The 20,069-nt window shown below is 73.2% G+C and carries 13 protein-coding genes; 9 read left to right on the forward strand and 4 right to left on the reverse strand.

The window, feature by feature from the left end; genetic code table 11:
• Positions 1 to 5 precede the first annotated feature (5 nt).
• Positions 6 to 1,238 carry a cytochrome P450 gene (locus tag AB0H84_RS28780; RefSeq protein ID WP_357610641.1) on the reverse strand — a complete coding sequence of 411 codons (1,233 nt, stop codon included), beginning with the start codon at positions 1,236 to 1,238 and terminating at the stop codon, positions 6 to 8.
• A gap of 49 nt (positions 1,239 to 1,287) precedes the next feature.
• Positions 1,288 to 2,685, reverse strand: a complete 1,398-nt coding sequence (locus AB0H84_RS28785) for a glycosyltransferase (protein ID WP_357610643.1) — start codon at positions 2,683 to 2,685, stop codon at positions 1,288 to 1,290.
• A 249-nt stretch (positions 2,686 to 2,934) separates the two neighbouring features.
• On the opposite strand from AB0H84_RS28785, the gene AB0H84_RS28790 reads away from it, so the two are divergent.
• From AB0H84_RS28790 to AB0H84_RS28820, 7 genes are all read left to right on the forward strand, one after another.
• Positions 2,935 to 4,227, forward strand: a complete 1,293-nt coding sequence (locus tag AB0H84_RS28790) for a cytochrome P450 (RefSeq protein WP_357610646.1) — start codon at positions 2,935 to 2,937, stop codon at positions 4,225 to 4,227.
• Positions 4,217 to 6,070, forward strand: coding sequence for a fatty acyl-AMP ligase (locus tag AB0H84_RS28795; protein ID WP_357610649.1), 1,854 nt, complete (start codon positions 4,217 to 4,219; stop codon positions 6,068 to 6,070). The genes AB0H84_RS28790 and AB0H84_RS28795 overlap by 11 nt, the downstream gene beginning before the upstream one ends.
• Positions 6,070 to 12,207: an SDR family NAD(P)-dependent oxidoreductase gene (locus AB0H84_RS28800; RefSeq protein ID WP_357610652.1), complete on the forward strand. Its 6,138-nt coding sequence runs from the start codon at positions 6,070 to 6,072 to the stop codon at positions 12,205 to 12,207. Before AB0H84_RS28795 ends, AB0H84_RS28800 begins: the two co-directional genes overlap by 1 nt.
• A 44-nt stretch (positions 12,208 to 12,251) precedes the next feature.
• Positions 12,252 to 15,086 carry a beta-ketoacyl synthase N-terminal-like domain-containing protein gene (locus tag AB0H84_RS28805; protein WP_357610655.1) on the forward strand — a complete coding sequence of 945 codons (2,835 nt, stop codon included), beginning with the start codon at positions 12,252 to 12,254 and terminating at the stop codon, positions 15,084 to 15,086.
• Entirely contained in the window at positions 15,083 to 16,255 is a 1,173-nt protein-coding gene (locus AB0H84_RS28810) for a hypothetical protein (RefSeq protein WP_357610658.1), read from the forward strand. The genes AB0H84_RS28805 and AB0H84_RS28810 overlap by 4 nt, the downstream gene beginning before the upstream one ends.
• Positions 16,256 to 16,313: 58 nt before the next feature.
• Positions 16,314 to 17,375: a GDP-mannose 4,6-dehydratase gene (locus AB0H84_RS28815; RefSeq protein ID WP_357610661.1), complete on the forward strand. Its 1,062-nt coding sequence runs from the start codon at positions 16,314 to 16,316 to the stop codon at positions 17,373 to 17,375.
• Between the two features lie 96 nt (positions 17,376 to 17,471).
• On the forward strand, positions 17,472 to 17,948 hold the full coding sequence (locus AB0H84_RS28820) for a hypothetical protein (protein ID WP_357610664.1): 477 nt from the start codon (positions 17,472 to 17,474) through the stop codon (positions 17,946 to 17,948).
• Between the two features lie 21 nt (positions 17,949 to 17,969).
• On the opposite strand, the gene AB0H84_RS28825 is transcribed toward AB0H84_RS28820, so the two are convergent.
• Positions 17,970 to 18,524, reverse strand: a complete 555-nt coding sequence (locus AB0H84_RS28825) for a YceI family protein (RefSeq protein WP_357610667.1) — start codon at positions 18,522 to 18,524, stop codon at positions 17,970 to 17,972.
• A gap of 136 nt (positions 18,525 to 18,660) precedes the next feature.
• Between AB0H84_RS28825 and AB0H84_RS28830 the strand changes: the two genes are divergently transcribed.
• A complete protein-coding gene (locus tag AB0H84_RS28830; RefSeq protein WP_357610670.1) occupies positions 18,661 to 19,029 on the forward strand; it encodes a hypothetical protein in 369 nt (122 codons plus the stop codon).
• 71 nt (positions 19,030 to 19,100) lie between these two features.
• Complete coding sequence (locus tag AB0H84_RS28835) at positions 19,101 to 19,535, forward strand: hypothetical protein (protein ID WP_357610672.1); 435 nt, start codon at positions 19,101 to 19,103, stop codon at positions 19,533 to 19,535.
• Between the two features lie 31 nt (positions 19,536 to 19,566).
• Here the strand turns inward: AB0H84_RS28835 and AB0H84_RS28840 are convergent.
• On the reverse strand, positions 19,567 to 20,069 hold a 503-nt coding region (locus AB0H84_RS28840; RefSeq protein WP_357610675.1), incomplete at its 5' end, for an FAD-dependent monooxygenase.

Below are 20,069 nucleotides of genomic sequence, written 5' to 3' on the forward strand. Positions count from 1 at the left end.
CGGCGTCACGCCGCCTGCACCGTGGCCGGAACGGTCGCCGGCACCGAGTCGTACCAGCGGATGGCGTACCGGTTCAGCCGGGTGGGCGCGCCCGCCAGGGTGAGGTCCGGCAGCCTGCGCAGCACCGCCGGGAGGGCGATCTGCGCCTCCAGCCGGGCCAGCGGAGAGCCGAGGCAGAAGTGCGGCCCCACGCTGAACGAGATCGGCTGGTTGCCCGGCCGGTCGGGCCGGAAGTCGTGGGGCGCGTCGAAGCGCCGGGGGTCGCGGTTCGCCGCGCCCAGCAGGATCAGCAGCTCGGCCTCGGGCGGCAGCGTCGTGTCACCGACCCGCATCGTGGTGGTCGCCCGGCGCACGGTGAACTGCGCCGGCGCGTCCCAGCGGAGCAGTTCCTCCACGTACGGCCGCACGAACTCCTCGTCCGCGCGCAGCCGCGTCGCGTCCTCCGGGTGGCGCAGGAGCTGCAGCAGCCCGTTGGCCAGCAGGTACGTGGTCGAGTCGAGCGCGGCAGCGAGCATCCCCACGAGGTTGACCAGCAGCTCGTCGGCGGTGAGCACGGCCTGATCGTGGTCGTGCGCGGCGATGAGCGCGCTCGTCAGGTCGTCCCCTGGGGCGCGGCGGCGTGCGGCGATGAGGTCGACGATGTACGCCTCGATCTCCTCCGTCGAGCGCTGGCCCAGCTCCGCCTCGTCCGGCGGCGGGAACGCCTCCAGCACGATCAGCATGTCCCCGACCCGGTCCTCGAACCAGCGGTAGTCCGTCTCCGGGATGCCGAGGATGTCGCACATGATCCGCACCGGCAGGGGGAGGGCGAAGTCCTTCACCAGGTTGACGACGCCGTCACCGGCGCACCGTTCGGCGAGGCCGTCGGCCAGCTGCTCCGACCGCTTCCGGATGAGGTCGCCCATGCCCGCCACCCGGCGGGCGCTGAACCAGCTGGAGAGCAGGGGACGGACCCGCGTGTGGTCCGGCGGGTCGGTGAACAGCAGCGTCTTGGTCAGCAGCGTCGAGGCCCGGTTCGTCCGCCAGGCCGGCCAGTTGCGGTCCAGGCGCGCTTCGTTCACCACGGACGTGGACGCGTCGCGCAGGATCTGGTCGGCCGCCTCGTAACCGACCACGATGAACAGGCTGTCGGTCACCGGCACGATCGGGCCGTGCTCGTGCAGCGCCTGGTAGCCCGGATAGGGATCCTCGATCCCGTTGGGGCCCATGATCCAGGCCAGGGCGGACTCGACGTCCATCCCGGATCACCTCCTTGCCGTCGTCTCTGATCTCATACGCCTTGGGATGTCACGCGCCGGATGTCTGGTTCGATGCCGCGACGTCCGGCCGGGCCGCGGACAGCCGGCTGCCCGGTGCGAGGCGGGCAGCCCGCAGGACGACGTCCGCGGCCCGTACGACGCCACCGGCCTGCCGGAGCCGTTCGCCCCAGCGCCGGCTGCGCCGCCGGTAGGAGTCGTCGGAGAGCAGCCGGAGCAGTTTGGCGGCCACCTCGGCCGCGTCGAAGCCGGGCGGCCGGTCCAGGGCCAGCCCGACGCCGGCGTCCACGGCGCGGGCGGCCAGGTCGTAGCAGTCCAGCCAGAACGGCAGGACCAGCATGGGCCGCCCGCAGTAGACGCTCTCGTGGAAGATGTTGTTTCCGCCGTGGCAGACGACGGCGCGCACGTGCGGGTGGGTGAGCACCCCGAAGTGCGCCGGGACCCACTCGACCGTGCGGACGTTGGCCGGCAGCTCGGCCGGCAGCAACGCCCGCTGGCCGGCGGGCAGCTTCCACAGCACCTGGTGACCGGGCCCGAGCCGCCGCAACGCCTCGGCGAGCTCCCGCAGCTGGGCGGCGGAGAGCTTGATCAAGGTGCCCATGTTCACGTACACGACGGACTCGTGCCGGTCCAGCCAGTCGTTCAGCTCGCCGCCCCCGTCCGCCCAGCTCTCGCGCGGCGGGACCACGGCACCCACCAGGTGGAGGTGCGGGGGAGCGGCGAAGGGGTACTCCAGCCCGAAGACCGAGTAGGTGAGCACCGCCACCGCGTCGTCGCTGTGCCGTTCCGGATCGGCGAAGACGTTGGCGATGCCGTGCGCGCGCCGCTCCCGTGCGAGCGTGAGGTCGGCGCAGCGCAGCATCGCCGCCCGGAGCCGGAGCCGGAACGCGACGCTGGCGAGCCGTTGGGCCCCGCTCATCCGGCGCGGCAGGCCGGACGTCGGCGTCGGGTAGCTCCACGGCAGCCGGCCGAGGTACACCCCGCTCGGTGGGAACGCGATGCTCAGCACGAACGGCACCCGGCGCACGCAGGCCGCGTCGATCGCGCCGACGTTCAGGTTGTCGATCACCATCAGGCGCGGGCGTACCTGGTCGATCTGCTCCAGCGTGCGCTGGAAGAACGTCCGCAGCACCGCCCGGTCCCGCACCACGCGGGCCAGCGCGACCGTGCCGGCGGTGGTCCGCGGGCCGCGCGTCATGGCGTCATACATCACGCCGTCGACGGTGACCCTTTTTTCGCCGTAGGAATGGAACGAGACCGGGCTGCCCACGGCCGCGCCATTTACCTGGTGCCGCGCGTCCTCCTCGGAGGCGAAATGCAGGTCCGGCGCATTTCTCCGGGACAGTTCCCCGGCGATCGCGAGAATCGGATTGAGCAGACCGGAGTGCGCCGCGCCGGCGAAAAGAATAGGTCGTCGATCTGATGTCATCCGCATTCCCGGGTCAGTCCGCAGAAATCCCGGCCAGCCTCGCCCGGAGTGGTCGAAGGCCGGTCGAGGGCCGCTCCAGATGGATCGGAAATGCCCCGCCGGTCGCGCCCCGCTCGAGGCCCGCTGAATGGCGGATCCAGGAGCGCCGTCCGGCTCTTGACGCGCCGGCGGCGGGCCGCGAACACTCGGCTATCGGGACCTCACGGGCCCGTCGCGGATATCCGGCGAATTCTTCCGGAGGAAATGCCAGTGTCGGAATCAGGTTCCGCCCTACCCGGTTTCTACTCCCGGGAATTCGTCAGCGACCCGTATGCGGCGTACGACTATCTGCGCCGTACCGGGTCCGTCCGGCGGATCCACCGGGCCGGCGTGCCCGTCTGGCTGGTCACCGGTTACGACGAGGTCCGGCTGGTCCTCACCGACCAGCGCTTCGTCAAGGAGCCGGCGCGATGGCCCGTACCGATCGAGGAGGCCGACCCCGGACTGGGAGGTCTTGACCGCTTCGTCGGCAGGCACCTGCTGTATTCGGATCCGCCGGGCCACACCCGGCTGCGGCGGCTGGTGTCGAAGACGTTCACGCCACGCAGGGTCGCGGAGTTCGAGCCGATGATCCGGACCGTGGTGGACGAGCTGCTCAAGCGGTTCGACGTACAGGACGAGATCGACCTCGTCGGATGGTTCGCGGTGCCCATCGGGACCACCGTGATCTGCGAGGTCCTGGGCATTCCCGCGGCCGAGCGCAAGGACTTCCGGCGGTGGTCCCTCCCGCTGGTCTCCGACGACGAGTCCGCCCGGTCCGGCGCGGAGCTCGCCGCCGGCCGGCGGGCCGCGCTCGTCCAGCTGAGCGAGTACCTCGGCGCGCTGATCCGGCAGAAACGCGCCCGGCCCACCCCCGATCTGCTGAGCGCGCTGATCCAGGCCCGCGACGGCGACGCCCGCCTGAGCGAGACGGAGCTCGTCGCGATGGCGCTGCTGCTGCTGATCGCCGGGCACGAGACCACCGTCAACCTCATCGGGAACGCGATGCTGGCCCTGCTGACCCACCCCGACCAGGCCGACCTGCTGCGTCGCCGGCCGGACCTGCTCCCCGGCGCCGTCGAGGAACTGGTCCGCTACGAGGGCTCCGTCATGATCTGCAGCCTGCGGGTCACCGGCGAGCCCGTCGAGCTCGCCGGAGTACGCATCCCGGAGGGGGAGCTGGTCATGGCCGTGGTGGCCGCCGCGGATCGCGACCCCGCCCGCTTCGCCGACCCGCAGCGGCTCGACGTGACCCGGTCGGCCAATCCGCATCTCGGGTTCGGCGCGGGCGCCCACTACTGCGTCGGAGCGCCTTTGGCGCGGCTGCAGGGCCGGATCGCCATCGGGGAGCTGCTGCGCCGCTATCCCCGGATGGAGCTGGCCGTGCCCCGCCACGAGCTGTCCTGGCATCCCAGCATCTCGCTGCGGGGCCTGCACTCCCTCCCGGTCGCGCCGCGCGGCAGGCCCGTACGGGGCGCGCACCCCGCCACTCAGCACGCGGCAGGAGGTGCCCGTGGCCGCTGACACCTGGCCGGGACCGGTCGCGCTGCTGCGGCGGCACGTCCGCCGCACGCCCGGCGCCACCCTCTTCGAGTACGCGGGCGACCGCGACGACCGCCTCACCTTCGCCGAGCTCGACGCGCGGGCCGTGGCGCTGTCCGCCGAGATCCGCCGGCACACCGCGATCGGCGACCGGGTGGTCATCCTGCAGGAGTCCGGGCTGGAGTTCCCGGTCGCGTTCTTCGCCTGCCTGTACGTCGGTGCCGTCGCCGTACCCCTGTATCCGCCGGACGTCCAGCGGGCGACCACCCGCCTGGACACGGTGGTCCGTGACGCCGATCCGGCCCTCGTCCTGACGGCCTCCCGCCACCGCCGCGCGGTGCGCGACTGGCTGGACGGCGGCGTCGTCCGCTCATCCCGGTTGCTGCTCATCGACGAGGCCCGCGAGCCGGGCCGTGCCGAGGCGGAGCCGGTGGCGGTACGAGGCGACGAGCCGGCGCTGCTGCAGTACACCTCCGGCTCGACGGGCGACCCCGCCGGAGTCGTGGTCACCCACGGCAACCTGGTGGCCAACGTCCGCCAGATCCAGCACGCCTACGAGGTGTCCTCCGACAGCGTCCTGGTCAACTGGCTCCCGCTCTTCCACGACATGGGGCTGCTGACCATGGTGGTCCTGCCGGCGCTGTTCGGGATCCGCTCGATCCACCTGGCGCCCGCGACGTTCATCCGGCATCCACGCCGCTGGCTCGAACTGATCTCCCAGCAGCGGGACGCCAACGCCATGTCGCCCGACTTCGGCTACCGGCACTGCGTGCAGCGCATCGCTCCGCCGCAGCGGGCCGGGCTGGACCTGCGCGGCTGGCGGATCGCCGGCAACGGCAGCGAGCCGGTCCGGCCGCAGACGCTCGACCTGTTCGCCGAGGCGTTCGCGGCGCAGGGGTTCGACCCGGCGGCCTTCCGCCCCAGCTACGGCCTGGCCGAGGCGACCGTTCTGGTGTCCGGTTTCCGCGCGCCGGGGCCACCCAGGCGGCTGCCGGTGGATCGGGCGGCGCTGGGTCGTGGCGACGTCCGGATCTTGCCGGGGGATCGGGCGGCGCTGGGTCGCGGCGAGGTCGGGATCTTGCCGGTGGATCGGGCGGCGCTGGGTCGCGGCGAGGTCGGGATCTTGCCGGTGGACCGTACGGCGCCGGGTCGCGGCGAGGTCCGGACCGTCGAGTCGGGCTCGGCGCAGGTTCTCGTCGGGTGTGGCGTGCCGGCCGAGCAGGATGTCAGGGTGGTCGACCCGGACACCGGCAAGGTGTGCCCGCGGGGACGGGTCGGTGAGCTGTGGGTGTCCGGGCCGAACGTCACCGCCGGATATTTCCGGCAGCCGGCACGCACCGCCGCCACGTTCGTGCCCGACCTCGACGGCCGGCCCGGCCCGTGGCTGCGCACAGGAGACCTCGGCTTCCTCGACCAGGGCGAGATCTTCGTCGTGGGGCGGCTCAAGGATCTGATCATCATCGACGGACGCAACCACCATCCGGCGGATGTCGAGCAGACCGCCGAGCAGGCGCACCCGGCCGTCGCCGCGGCCGGCGTCGTGGCGACCTCCGTGGAGACCGCCGAGGGAGAGGCGCTCGTCGTGCTCGCCGAGGTCGACCGGCGCGCCCCCGGCTTCGCACCGGCGACGGTGCGCACCGCCGTTCGCCGGGCCGTAGCCGACCGTCACGGCGTCTCGCCGCACGACGTGGTGCTGGTCCGCCGCGGCGCGCTGCCGCGCACGACCAGCGGGAAGGTGCAGCGGGGCCGGGGCCGCCGGCTCTATCTGGACGGCGCCTTCGCGGCGGACGGTCCGGCGGCCGTCGAGACGAGGGCGGGGAACTGATGGCCAGCGCGGAATCGAACGGCGCTCCTGAGACGGCCGCGGCCGTCGGGCGGCTCAGCCCGGTGGCGTTGCAGGGCTGGTTCGTGGAGAGGATCGCGGACGCCGCCGGGGTGGCGCCGGACGAGGTGGATCCGGAGGCGAGCTTCCGGGACCTGGGGCTCTCCTCCAGGATGCTGGTCTCGCTGCACGGAGATCTGGAGAACAGGATCGGCCGTACGGTGCCGGCGGCCGTCGTCTGGGAGCACGGCAGCCCGGCCCGGCTGGCGCGCTTCCTCTGCGGGGCGCCGGGCACCGGCTCGGCAACCACGCCGACCGCCGCCCCGGTCGCTGGGCTGGACGGCGGCTCGAAAGCCGATCCGACCGCCGCTCCAGTCGCGGGGCGGGCCGGCGGCTCGAAAGCCGATCCGGCCGCCGCCTCAGTCGCGGGGCGGGCCGCTGGCGCGGGAGCCGGTCCGACCGCCGCCTCAGTCGCCAGGCGGGCCGCCGATTCGGCCGTCGTCCCGGTCGCGGGGCTGGCCGCTGGCGCGGTAGCCGATTCGACCGGCGTCCCGGTCGCGGGGCTGGCTGCCGGCTCGGAAGCCGATTCGGTCGCCGAGCCGATCGCCGTCGTCGGGATCGGGCTGCGGTTGCCTGGTGCCGTCGACTCGCCGGACCGCTTCTGGCGGCTGCTGTGCGACGAGGTCGACACCGTACGCGAGGTGCCTCCGGAGCGCAGGCGGCTCGATGCCGACGCCGTCCGGCGGGCGGGGGCGGATCCGGCCGCATGCCGCTGGGGAGCGCTGCTGGAGCGGGTCGAGGAGTTCGACGCCGGATTCTTCGGCATCTCGCCCCGCGAGGCCGCCGCGATGGATCCGCAGCAGCGGCTGCTGCTGGAGGTCGCCTGGGAGGCCATCGACCGGGCCGCCGTACCACTGGACCGGCTGCGGGCCGGCCGGACCGGCGTCTTCGTCGGCATCGCCAACTACGACTACGGCCGCATGCAGGACGCCGCAGGCGCCGGGATCGGGGCGTACACCAACACCGGCAGCGCGCTCAGCATCGCCGCCAACCGCCTGTCGTACGCCTTCGACCTGCGCGGACCGAGCCTGTCGGTGGACACCGCGTGCTCGTCGTCGCTGGTGGCCCTGCACCTCGCCGTGCAGAGCCTGCGCGCCGGCGAGAGCGACGCCGCGCTCGTCGGTGGAGTGAGCCTGGCGCTGTCCCCGGTCGTCGGGCTCAACTACGGCCTTCTCGGCGGGATCTCGCCGAGCGGGCGGTGCCGGGCTTTCGACGCCGACGCCGACGGCATCGTACGGGGCGAGGGCACGGCCGTCGTCCTGCTGGAACGACTCTCCGACGCCGTACGGCACGGCGACCCCGTCATCGCGGTGGTGCGGGGCAGCGCCGTCAACCAGGACGGGCGCACGAACGGCCTGACCGCACCCAGCGCCGCCGCGCAGGCCGACGTCGTACGCCGCGCGTGGCGGGCGGCAGGGGTCACGCCCGCCGATGTCGCCCTGGTGGAGACGCACGGCCCCGGCACCCCGCTGGGCGATCCGATCGAGGTCGCCGCGCTCGCCGAAGTGTTCGGTGACGACGGCATCCGCTGCGCGCTCGGATCGGTGAAGACCAACATGGGGCACCTGGAGGCGGCCGCTGGGCTCGTCGGCCTGGTGAAGGCGGCCCTGTGCGTACAACGCGGCAAAATCCCCCCGAACCTGCACTTCCATCGGCCCAATCCGCTGATCCCGTTCGAGGGGTCGCCGTTCTTCGTGCCCACCGAGGTGACGGAGTGGCCCGCCGCCTTCCACCGGAGGGTCGCCGGAGTCAGCAGCTTCGGCTTCGGCGGCACGAACGCGCACGTCGTCGTGGAGAACGCCGGGCCGCCGCCCGACCCCGCCGACCCGGACCCGGTCGCCGACGGCTGGCCGCACGTCCTGGTGACCTCCTCCCGCAGCGCCGGGGCGCTCGCGCAGTCCGCGCGGCAGTTGGCGGAGGTGGTCGAGCGGGAGGCGTCACTGGGCGACCTGTGCTTCACCGCGGCGCGCCGCCGGACCCACCTGGAGCACCGCGTCGGGGTGGTCGGGCACAGCCGGGCCGACCTGGCGGCCGGCCTGCGCGCCTTCGCCGACGGCACTCGGCCGCCGGGGGTCCGGTCCGGGCTGGCCCGCGGCGTCGCACTGATGGTGGCCTGGTGCTTTGCCGGGTACGCCGGCGACCCGGGCGCCGCCGGCCGCGCGCTGTACGCCGTCCCCGGCCCGTTCCGCGACACCATCGACCAGGTCGCGCCGCTGATCGCCGCAGAGTGCGGCTTCGACGTCCGCGACATCCTGCGGGAACGCCCGGACGCGGCCCCGGACCAGGAGCGCTCGGACCCAGCCGTGGATCGGGCGGAGGACCGGGAGCGCACGAACGCGGCCCTGGATCGGGCAGAGGCCCGGGAGCGCACGGACGCAACCCTGGACCGGGCAGAGAACCAGGAGAGTTCGAACGCAACCCTGGATCGGGCAGAGGGCCGGGAGAGTTCGAACGCGCCCGAGGACAGGGCGAAGGCCCTTGCAGGAGGCGTGGACGCGCCGAGTGACCGGGCCGATGACCCCCTGCGGAGCGGCCAGGGTGCGGCGAGTGACCGGCTGGAGAACCCTCTGCGAAGTGGCCTGGATGCGCTGGAGGATCGGGCGGACGTCCTGCTGCCGGCCGCCTTCGCCGTACAGATCGCGTTGGCCGCCTGGTGGCGGTCCAACGGCGTCACGCCCGATGCCGTCGTGGGGCACAGCGCGGGCGAGGTCGCGGCCGCTTACGTCGCCGGTGCGCTGGACCTGCCGGACGCCGTACGGGTGATCTGCCGGCGGGCCCGGCTGCTGCAGACCCTGAGCGGCAGCGGCGCCATGATGTCGGTGGAGATGCCGTACGAGCGCGCCCTGCGGGAAACGGCCGGCAGCGGCCTCGCGGTCGCCGTCGACGCGGCACCCGGCCAGGTCGTCGTCTCCGGACCGGCCGAGGCGCTGGCCGCGCTGACCCACCGTTGCGAGGCGGAGGGGATCCGCTGCCGTCGCCTCACCACTCGAGTGCCCGGCCACTCGGAGCTGGTAGAACCCGTTCTGGCCGAGCTGGGGGAGCGGCTGACCGGCATCGCCCCGCGGACGCCGGCGATCCCGTTCGTGTCCACCGTGGACGCCGGCGCGTGGAACCCGGTCGTCGACGCCGCGTACTGGGTGCGCAATCTACGGCAGACCGTGCGCTTCCGGCCCGCGGTCGAGGACCTGGCTGAGCGCGGGTTCGGTGTCTTCCTGGAGATCAGCGCGCATCCGGTGCTGACGTACTCGATCGACCGTACGCTGCCCGGGGGCGGGGCCGCGCGACCGGCCGTCCTGGCCTCCGTCCGGCGCGACGAGTCGCCCCGGGAGTCGCTCCTCGCCACGCTGACCGAGCTGCACTGCCGAGGCGTTGCGGTGGACTGGTCGGCGCGGTATTCGCAGGGGGAGATCGTCCCGCTGCCGTCCTATCCCTGGCAGCACCGGCCGTACTGGTTCACCCCGCAGGAGGGCCAGCCCGCCCACCCGAACTGGTTCACCCCGCAGGAGGGCCAGCCCGCCCACCCGAACTGGCTCACCCCACAGGAGGGGCAGCCCGCCGACCCGATCCCGAGTGCACCGGCGACCGATCGGATGGCGGCCGTACCTCCGACGGCGCCGGCGGTGGCTGCGAAGCCGGGGACCGCGCCGGCGGTGCCTCCGACGGCGCCGGCGGAGGCTGGCAAGCCGCGGACCGCGCCGGCGGTGCCGCCCGGTCAGTACGAGATGACCTGGTATCCGGCTCCGCCGCCCGGAGCGCCCGCCGCCCGTGACGACGGCTGGCTGGTGCTGGCCGACGACGGCCCGTACGGCGTGGCTGTCGTCCTCGAGCTGGCCCGGCGCGGCCGGCGCTGCCTTCTCGCGCAGCAGGGCCGGCTGGACGCGCCGGCGCTGCGCAGTCTCCACGAGGTTGGGGGGACCTGGCTCGTGGTCGACCTACGCGCCCTCACCGATGACCGCGAGCACCGGGAGACGGCCCTGCCGGAGCTGGCCGAACACCGGCTGACACGGGCCGCCGCGCTGGTCACCGACCTGGTGGCGGCGGGGCTCGGCGACCGGGTGCGGACCTGGTGGATCACCCGGCACGCCCAGCCCGTCTCCGGGCGCGACCAACCGGTCGACCCGGCGTCGGCGGCGCTGTGGAGCCTGGCACGGACGGTACGGCTGGAACACCCCGACCTGTGGGGCGGCCTGTTGGACCTCGGTGCCGACGACCCGGCGCCGGCGGCCCGCCACCTGATCGACGAGCTGCTCGCTGCGGGGCCGGAGGACGAGGTGGCCTATAGGGACGGGCACCGGTTAGTCGCCCGCCTCACGCCGGCCGCACCGGTCGAGCCCGGCCTGATGCTGGCCGGATTGGGCGAGCCCGGCTTGATGCCGGCCGGGCCGGTCGAGCCCGGCCTGACGCCGGTCGAGCCCGGCCTGACGCCGGTCGAGCCCGGCCTGATGCCGGCCGAATCGGTCAAGCTCCGTCCCGCGCGGAAGCTCCGTCTTGCCCTGGTCGAGCCGATCCGGCCCCGGACCGCTCCGGCTGCGGACCCCGACGGCGCCTACCTGATCTGCGGTGGCCTGGGGCGGCTCGGCATGGCGGTCGCGCGCTGGCTCGCTGACCGTGGAGCCCGCCATCTGGTGCTGACCGGCCGCACCGGGGCCGGCCAACGGCACGAAGCCGACCTGGAGCAACTGGCCGACCTCGGCCTCCGCGTCACGCCGGTGCGGGTGGACGTCACCGACGAGACCGCGATGACGGCGCTGTTCGAGCGCTTCGGGCAGGACCTGCCGGCGCTGCGGGAGGTGTACCACCTTGCCACGAGCCGGGGCCTTGGCCGCCTGGCCACCACCCGCGCCGAGGACGCGGGGGCGCGGCTGGCGGCGAAGATACGCGGAGGCTGGCTGCTGCACCGGTTGTGTGCCGGCCGCGGCGTGTCCCGTCTTGTCTTCTTCTCGTCGGCGGCGGCGTGCCTGGGATGGCGGCTGGGCGGGCATTACGCCGCGGCCAACGGCTTCCTGGACGCCCTGGCGCACGAGCGCTCCCGTGCGGGGGAGCAGACGCTGAGCGTCGGCTGGGGTGCTTGGGACGTGTCAGATTCGCCCGACGTCGACCTGGTCGGCGACGACGGATTCCGTCCCATGCCACCGGACGTGTGCCTGGCGATCCTCGGCTCGCTGCTGACCGGCGACGTGTCCCACCGTACGGTCGCGTCCGTCGACTGGCCGGTGCTCGCGGCCGCCTACCGGTCCGGCCGGCCACTGCCTGTCCTCGACTCGGTCGCGGGCACGGCTCGTCTGCTCGTCGGCACGGCCCATCCCGTCAAGGATGGGGACGGACCGGCGGGCGCCAGTGCGGCACTGATCCGCGGCGGCGGCGTCCCGGCCACCAGCTCGGTGCCCGCCGTGCCGGCCGTGCCGGCCGTGCCGGCCGTGCCGGCCGTGCCGGCCGTGCCGGCCGTGCTCGCCGGCGCGGTGGATACGGCCCCAGGCGCGAACGGGATCCTGGGAGCCGATCGCCCGCTCCACCTTGACGGCTGGCCCCGTCCTGATGGTGAGGCCGGGATTTCGGGAGGCGATCGCCCGCTTCACCTTGACGGTCGGTCCCGCCCTGATGGCGAGGATGGGTCCTCGGGAGGGGATCGCCAGGCTCGTTTTGTCGGTGTGGACGAGCTGAGGCGGATGCTGCGGGCGGAGCTCTCCGCCGTTCTGCGGATCGACGATCCGGAGGAGATCGACACGCGGGTCGGCCTCTTCGAACTCGGCCTGGACTCGGCGATGAGCGTCGAACTGCGCAGCCGGATCGAAGGCCGCCTCGGCCGCGAGGTGACGCCGACCCTTGTCTTCGAATACCCGACCATCGAGGAGCTGGCCGTTGCGCTGGCAGAGGACACGGCCGACTCGCCGGCCACGCCCGACCTCCGTCCCGCCGCCGCGCCGCGCGGTCCCGAGCCGGCGGTGGCGTCGGGCGGTCCCCGGCGGGCGGATGCGGACCACCGCACCGAGGCGGGAGCGGAGTCGTACGGGCATGGCCCGCTGGAGGAGCAGGACGAACTGATCAGGCGGCTGGCCGAGAAGCTGGAGCGGCTCCGCTGACCGGCGGCTTCCAGGTGGCTCGCGCAGTGAGAGGAGGGACGGGTATGGACATCGATCCGCCGCATCGGGAGCTGCTCGAACGCGCGCTGGCGACCATCGAAGATCTGGAGGGCCGCCTCGATCGCGCAGAGCAGCAGCGGGCCCTGCCGATCGCCGTGGTGGGGATCGGGTGCCGTCTGCCGGGCCGGATCCGAGGCGCCGACGAGTTCTGGCGCGCCCTGCGGGACGGCACCGACCTGGTGGGCGCGCTCGAGCGCCGCACAGCCGGGCCGGACGGTGACGTGACCGGGCTTCCCGGCTCCTACCTGGATGACGTCGACCGGTTCGACAACGAGTTCTTCGGCATCGCGCCGGGCGAGGCGGCCGCCATGGACCCGCAGCACCGGCTCCTGCTGGAGACCGCCTGGGAGGCCTTGGAGCACGCGGGAATGCCCCGGCAGACCGTACGGGGCAGCGCGACGGGAGTCTTCCTGACCCTCGGCACGCACGACTACTGGCAGGTGGGCGTCTCCCGGCTGGGCACCGCGCCGCGGCACGATCACGCCGTCGTCAACAACTCCCACAGCACCGCCTGTGCCAGGCTGTCGTACTTCCTGGGTGTTCGGGGCCCCAGCCTGACCGTGGACGCCGGCTGTTCGTCGGCCCTGCTGGCGACGCACCTGGCCGTCCGGAGCCTGCGGGCGCGTGAGTGCGACGTGGCGCTGGTCGGGGCCGTCAACCTGATGATGGCCGAGCACTCGGGCGCCGGCATCGCCGAGTCGGGCACGCTCTCGCCGGACGGCCGGTGCCGTACGTTCGACGCCGGGGCCGACGGCTACGGGATCGGCGAGGGCTGCGGCGTGGTGGTGCTGAAACGCCTGGCCGACGCGGAACGGGACGCCGACCGTGTGCTCGCCGTGCTGCGCGGCAGCGCGATCAACCACAACGGCGGCGGTCCCGGGTACGGGATCCCGGCCGTCTCCGCGCAGCGCGCGGTCATCCGCGCCGCCTACGACGACGCCGGGATCCCCGCGCGGACGGCGACATACGTGGAGAGCCACGGCACCGGAACCTCCCTGGGGGACGCGGCCGAGCTGAGCGCGCTCGCCGCCGAGCTGCTACCCGGCCGGCCTGCCGACCGCCCGCTGGTGGTGGGCGCCGTCAAGACGAATGTGTCCCACCTGTTCGCCGCGTCCGGCATGATCGGCCTGATCAAGACGGTGCTGTGCCTGCACCATGGGGAGATCCCGGGGAACCTGCACTTCGCCCGTCCTCATCCCGACCTCGGCGCCCTTCCGCCGGCGATCGTCATCCCCAGTGACACGCGCCCGTGGCCACGGGAAGCCGAGCCGAGGGTGGCCGGTGCCAGTGCGTTCGCCCAGGGTGGCAGTAACGCCCACGTCGTCCTTACCGGCGCGCCGGCCGAGCTGCGAGCTGCCGGCGTGTCTGAGCCGCGCCATGAACCGCGGGTCGCCGGGGTGTCTGAGCCGCGTCACGAGCCGCAGCCGGTCCTGGTTCCGATCTCGGCCCACGACGAAGCGGCGTCGCGTGCGCTGGCGGCCCTGCTCGCGGACCGGCTCGAACGGGGTGGACCCGCGGTCACGCCGGCCGACGTCGCCTACACCGCGGCGCGGCGGCGCTCGCATCTCGCGTATCGGGGGGCGGTGGTCGGGCGCACCAGAGAGGAGCTGGCCGCGGCGCTGCGCCGGCTGGCGGCGGGCGGGAGCGGGCCCCGGGCGCGGGCCCGACGCGCGGCCGTCGCCGCACGGACGGCGTGGTGCCTGGGCGCCGGTGACGCCTGGCCGGCCATGGTGTCCCTGGCCGGCAGCGACCCGATCCGCCGGTTCATCGCCGAGGCGGCGCCCCTTGTGGCAGCTGTGATCGGCGTCGACCTGGCCGCCGCCGTGGCGGCTGAGACCGCCGCCGTGACCGCCGCCGTGACCGCCGCCGTGGCCGCTGAGACCGGTGTCCGCCAGGTCGCCGCCGTGGGCGCCAATCCGGGTGCCGGTCCGGCCGCCGCCGTGGACGCCAAGGCGAGTGCCGGTCCGGCCGCCGCCGTGGGTCGTCGACCGGGTGGCGATCTGGCCGCCGCCGTGGGCGCCAATCCGGGTGCCGGTCTGGCCTCCGACGCGGGTTATCGACCGGCTGCTTGCTTGGCTGCCGGTGTGGTCGCCGAGGCGGGTGTCGGTCTGGCGGCCGGGGTGGGTGGTAGGCCAGGTGTCGGTTTGGCAGCCGCCGTGGTCGCTGAGGCGGGCGTCGGCTTGGCCGCCCCCATGGGCGAAGAAGGGGCGGGTGTCGGCTTGGCCGCTCCCGTGGGCGACGTGGCCACCGTGAATGACCACGCCAGGGCGCGGGTGCTCACCGTGCTGGCCCAGATAGCTCTCGGACATTGGTGGCGGTCGGTGGCCGGCGAACCGGCCCTGGTGCTGTGCGCCGGGCTCGGCGTGCCGGCCGCACGGCACCTCATCGGCGGGCTGCCGCTGGAGGAGGCGATCAGGTCGGCCCTGGCGGCCGCCTGCCCGTCCGCCGGCGGCCCGGACGGCGGTGACCCGCCCGCGCTGTGCCGGTACGACAATCCGGCCGCGCTCGCCGCCGCGGCATCCGTACTGGCCAGAGAGGGCGGGTACGGCGTCGTGGAGATCGGCCGGATCTGCGCACCCCCCGGCCCGCTCGGCCGCCCTCCGGTCAGAGCCGCCTCGGACGACGAACGGCAGGCCGGTCCGGACGCGTCCGTGCTGGACCTGCTCGGGCGGCTGTACTGCCGTGGCGTGGACGTGCGCTGGGAGGCGCTGTACCCGGCAGGGCGACATGTCGACCTGCCGCCCTATCCATGGTCGGACCGGCGGCACTGGTGGGCCCCGCCGGCGGACGCGCGGGACGGAAAGGAAGCGGACGAATGATCACGACTGACGCGTGGGTCCTCCACGCCGGGCCGAAGGGCGGCGGGCCGGCGCCCGGCGGCGCGGCCAACCTGCGCAGGGAGATGTTCGCCTTTCCGGACCTGGACGACGACGAGGTGCTGGTCGAGCCCCTGTACGGCTCGTGGGAGGCGAACCTGGAGCACGCCCTGTCCCGCTCGCCGGTGGACATCTGCCGGCAGCGCGGCGAGCCGTCCGTCGTGCTCGGCAACATCGGCGTGGTACGCGTGCTGCGCACCGGACAGGCGCCGCAGGCGCGGGCGTTCTCCGAGGGCGACGTGTGCATGGTGATGCCCTTCGGCAGGTGCGACCGCTACGGCTACGCGGAACTGGCCTACGCGTACGACGCCCCGGGCACGATCGGGCTCCTGGCGAAGCGGACGAAGGTCGCGGCACGCATGCTGCTCCCGCTGCCGTCCGGCTCGGCCTACTCCCTGCCCCAATGGGCCACCTACGCCCGGTACTTCTCGGCCTGGGACAATTGGCGGGTGGCGTACGCCTGCTGGCGGGGACAGCTGCCGGACGTCGCCGCCGAGGACCATCTGGTGTTCGGCTGGGGAGGCGGAGTCGTCCTGGCGGAACTCGAGCTCGCGCGCCGGGCCGGGTTCCGCGTCGCCATGACGGCCGGCAGCGACGAGCGGCTGTCCTGCCTGGCCGGCCTGGGCATCACGCCGGTGGACCGGCGTACGTTCCCGGATCTGGAGCTGAGCCGGCGGCTCGACGAGGGCGACCCGGACCTGGTGGAGCGGTACCGGACCTCCGAGAAGGAGTTCCTGCGGATCGTCGAGTCCCTCAGCGACGGCCACGGCGCCGCGATCTTCATCGACAACATCGGCGCGCCGCTGCTGCGGCCCACGCTCAAGGCGCTCGGACGGCAGGGGGTGCTGACCACCCTCGGCTGGAAGCACGGCATGGTCACCGAGACGCGCCGCGCCGTCGAGTGCATCAAGCGGCACCTGCACATCAACACGCACGTGTGGCGCTCCGGCGACTCCCCTTGGATCCGGGACTACCAGGCGACGACCGGGTGGATCCCCGGACCGGACATGATCCGGACCTACGACTTCGAGGACGTCCCGAGGCTCGCCGACGACTACGCCGCGGGCAGGGTGACGAGCTACTTTCCCGTGTTCACGGTGAACCCCGAGTGACCGGGCGCCGGGGGAGCCGCACGTCCGGACGCGGGCCGGAGAAAGGTGCTGGACCAGCGTGCGGAAAGCCTTGATCACCGGGATCACCGGTCAGGACGGGTCCTACCTGGCGGAGCTCCTGCTCGCCGAAGGGTACGAGGTCTTCGGGCTGCTGCGCGGCCAGAGCAACCCCAAGGCCGCCTGGCTGGAGCAGGTCCTGCCCGAGGTGCGCCTGCTCACCGGCGATCTGCTCGACCTGCCCAGCCTCATGCGCGCCTTCGCCCGCGCCGACCCCGACGAGGTGTACAACCTGGGCGCCATCTCCTTCGTCGCCCACTCCTGGGAGAACGCGCGCATGGTCGCCGACGTCACCGGCGGCGGGGTGCTCAACATGCTGGAGGCGGCCCGGCTGCACCAGGAGCGGAGCGGCCGCCAGGTGCGCTTCTACCAGGCGTCGAGCTCGGAGATGTTCGGCAAGGCGCAGGCGGTCCCGCAGAACGAGACCACCCTGCTGTGGCCGCGCTCGCCGTACGGGGTCGCCAAGGTCTTCGGCCACCACATGACCGTCACCTATCGCGAGACGTACGGCATGCACGCCAGCTCGGGCATCCTGTTCAACCACGAGTCGCCGCGCCGCGGCCGCGAGTTCGTCACCCGCAAGATCACGCGAGCGGTGGCGCGGATCGCGCTGGGCCTGCAGCACGAACTGGTCCTCGGGAACCTGGACGCCATGCGCGACTGGGGATTCGCCGGGGACTACGTGGCGGCGATGCATCTCATGCTGCGGCAGGACCTGCCGGACGACTACGTCATCGCGACCGGCGTGACCCACTCCGTGCGCGAGTTCCTCGACGTCGCCTTCGCGCAGATCGGCGTCGGCGACTGGTCGCGGTACGTCCGCACCTCCGCGCATCTCGTCCGGCCCGCCGAGGTGGACCTGCTCGTCGGCGACTGGAGCAAGGCCGCGTCCGTCCTGGGGTGGCGGCCGAAGGTGGAGTTCGAGGAGCTGGTGGCCATGATGGTCGCCGCGGACCTGGACGCCGAGGCCCACGCCGAGAGCACTCCGCTGCTCGCCGGCCGGCCGGCACCGATGGGACCGTGGCGCCCGGCCACCGCCACCGGAGCCGCCGCCGCCCGATGAGGCGCGAGTCGCCGTCGACGGAATTCCACCTGATTCGGATCGCCGTCCCAGGGTAGCGGATCAGTTGCATGGAGTGACGAAAAGGGAGGCGTGGCTATGCGAGCCATCAGCTCTGCGATGATCGGGATGGCCGTGGCCGCCACCGGTTGCGCGTCGATGGGGACCTACCCGTCGCAGACGTACACGCCGAACAGCGGGGCCAACGCCGACATCCAAGGCGTGCTGCACCTGCGCAACGCCTTCCTCCTGGACGGCGCGGACCCGGACTCGCCGTCCCCGCAACTCGCCCTGTACGCCGTGCTGATCAACTCCGGCAGCCGGCCGGCCCGGCTCGACCGGATCACCGTGGACGGCGGCGGCTCCGTACAGCTGGCAGGTCCCATCACCCTGCCTCCCAACCAGCCCGTCGGCACCGGCGACAGGCCCATCGGCACCGTCAGCGGCGTGCGCAGCGCCACGGTGCCGATGACCTTCGCCTTCAGCGGCGCCGCGCCCGTCCGCGTGAACGTCCCGGTCCAGCTGAGAGCAGGACAGTACGCCAACCTGCCCGCCGCGCCGCCTCCGACGGGGTGACGGCGGTGCCCGGCCGCCCGGTCACAGCTTCGGTACGAGGCCGACGTCGAACCAGATCCCGACCTCGTCGCTGAGCTTGAGCGCGCCCAGCAGCGCGGAGTAGGGCCGGATGCCCCACCGGGTCTGCACGACGGTCGCCGAGCCCTGCACGCGCTCATCGGTCAGCGAGCCCTGGACCTCGATGGGCTGCGTGACCCCGGCGAGGGTGAGGTCGCCCTCGACGCGGAACGACTGTGCGGTCCCGTCCACCCGCGACGACCGGAACATGATCGTCGGGTGCTTCCGTACCTGCAGGATCTTCTCCCGGATGGTCCGCTCGATCTCCGCGTGATCGGAGTCCGTCAGCGGCTTGACGCCGCCGGTCCCCTCCCTGACCTCGAGCGAACCGGCGTCGACCTCGACCGTCATTGAGCAGTTGGCCGGGTCGGCGGCGTCGAGGACGGCGGTGCCGCGCCAGCGGGTGACCTCGATGGTGAGATCATGGCCGGCCTTCGCGCCCAGCCCGGTACGGGTCGTATGGACGAGGAGCCGGCCGGACTCTGCTCCGAACGTGTAGTTACCAGCGGTGATGCTCACCCTCGTCACGCTAGCCCGCACGTGCCCGGCTCACGGTGACACGTGCCGCCGGCATGGCGAATCGGGGGCCGCCGGTTGCGTTTCCCGGAGGAAAGGGGTGAGGGACAGGGCACCCGGCGGCTGAGATCATCGCTGCATGTCCGAAACGCTCAATCCGTACGCACTCGTCACGCATCTGCGGTCGCTGCCGGACGAATGGCTGATGTACCTGCTGCGGCAGGTCTTCGAGCAGCGCCGTCCGTACGGCGACGAGGACGACTCCCGAGGAAACCGCTACTTCATGGCCGTGGCCTCTCGCGACCGGGATCCCCGCAGCGGGCAGTGGAGCGGCCAGATCGACCACATCGCCGTGGCCTACCCCGACCCCGAGCATGACGAGGACCCGCTCGACGTCGACTGGGGCCTGGTGCAGCACGGCGGCTGCGGGCGGTGCCAGGTGCGCCTGACGGGCAGCCGCAAGCACGTGCGCTGCCCGATCTGCGACGAGCCGGCGTTCCTGACATGAGCGCTCCTGACATGAGTGCTCCTGACATGAGCGTTCCTGACATGAGCGTTCCTGAGGCGAGCGTTTCTGAGATGAGCGGACCAGCCGTGCCCGGCCCGGAGGAGGCGCTGCGTGCGATGGCCCTCCACGAGCTGCGCGACGCCGTGTCGCGGATCACCGTCGCCCGGCTCCTGCCGCACCTGCTGGCCCTGCCCGACGACGTGCTGCGCGACGTCCTCTGCGAGGCGCTGGCCGAACGCGCCCCGTACGGACACACCCCTTACCGCGAGGCCCGGATGCTCCTCGCGGTGCCCGGACCCGCCCCCAAACGCGCCGCCTCCGCCGAACAGAGCGCCTGTCGCCACCGGGCGGTGGGCATCGCGCTGCCGCATCTGGGCGAGCGCAAGAAGCGTGGGCGGCTGGCGTTCGAGGGCCGGTGCGCGATCTGCGCCACCGCGCTGTGCGCCGACACCGCCCGCGTGGCCTGCCCGGTGTGCGGCATGACGGAGAAGATGGTGCGCGGCTGAAACCGGGGCGGGGCGGGTGAGGTCCGCGGCCTTATGTTCCGCGTGGCTTGCGGAGTGACACGACCCGATCGACCAAGTGGCCGATCTTGTAGTACAGCCGTGGCGGGACGTGCGGGAGCAGCCGCGAATGCCGCTGTTCCAGCAGCGCGAACATCTCCACCGGTGGCAGGTCGATGTAGCGGGGGAGGTTCTCGTACCACTGGGCGCTGTAGCGGGCCGCGCGTTGGATGCGTCTGATCTCGGCTCTGCGTCGCCGGTCGTAGTGGGTCAGGGCGGTCTCGAGGTGGGGGTGCTGGTAGAGGGAGTGGGCCAGGAAGGCGGCGTCTCCGAGGGCGAGGGCGGTGCCGGCGCCGATGGAGTAGTGGGTGGTGTGGGCGGCGTCGCCGACCAGGGCGAGGTTGCCGTGGTGCCAGGTGCGGTTGGTCAGGGTGCGGAAGGCGAGCCAGTGTGCGCCGTCGTTGTGGGCGCGGCCGAGGAGGGGGTGGCCGTCGAGGATGTCGGCGAAGAGTTTTTCGAGCAGGGCCAGGCTGTCGC

It is taken from the genome of Nonomuraea sp. NPDC050786, from assembly GCF_040654115.1.
Lineage (GTDB): Bacteria > Actinomycetota > Actinomycetes > Streptosporangiales > Streptosporangiaceae > Nonomuraea.

Coding starts and splice junctions, on each gene's coding strand:
- AB0H84_RS28835 (WP_357610672.1), top strand. CDS start 19,101: ATGAGCGGACCAGCCGTGCCCGGCCCGGAGGAGGCGCTGCGTGCGATG.
- AB0H84_RS28805 (WP_357610655.1), top strand. CDS start 12,252: ATGGACATCGATCCGCCGCATCGGGAGCTGCTCGAACGCGCGCTGGCG.
- AB0H84_RS28800 (WP_357610652.1), top strand. CDS start 6,070: ATGGCCAGCGCGGAATCGAACGGCGCTCCTGAGACGGCCGCGGCCGTC.
- AB0H84_RS28830 (WP_357610670.1), top strand. CDS start 18,661: ATGTCCGAAACGCTCAATCCGTACGCACTCGTCACGCATCTGCGGTCG.
- AB0H84_RS28810 (WP_357610658.1), top strand. CDS start 15,083: ATGATCACGACTGACGCGTGGGTCCTCCACGCCGGGCCGAAGGGCGGC.
- AB0H84_RS28820 (WP_357610664.1), top strand. CDS start 17,472: ATGCGAGCCATCAGCTCTGCGATGATCGGGATGGCCGTGGCCGCCACC.
- AB0H84_RS28780 (WP_357610641.1), bottom strand. CDS start 1,238: ATGGACGTCGAGTCCGCCCTGGCCTGGATCATGGGCCCCAACGGGATC.
- AB0H84_RS28785 (WP_357610643.1), bottom strand. CDS start 2,685: ATGACATCAGATCGACGACCTATTCTTTTCGCCGGCGCGGCGCACTCC.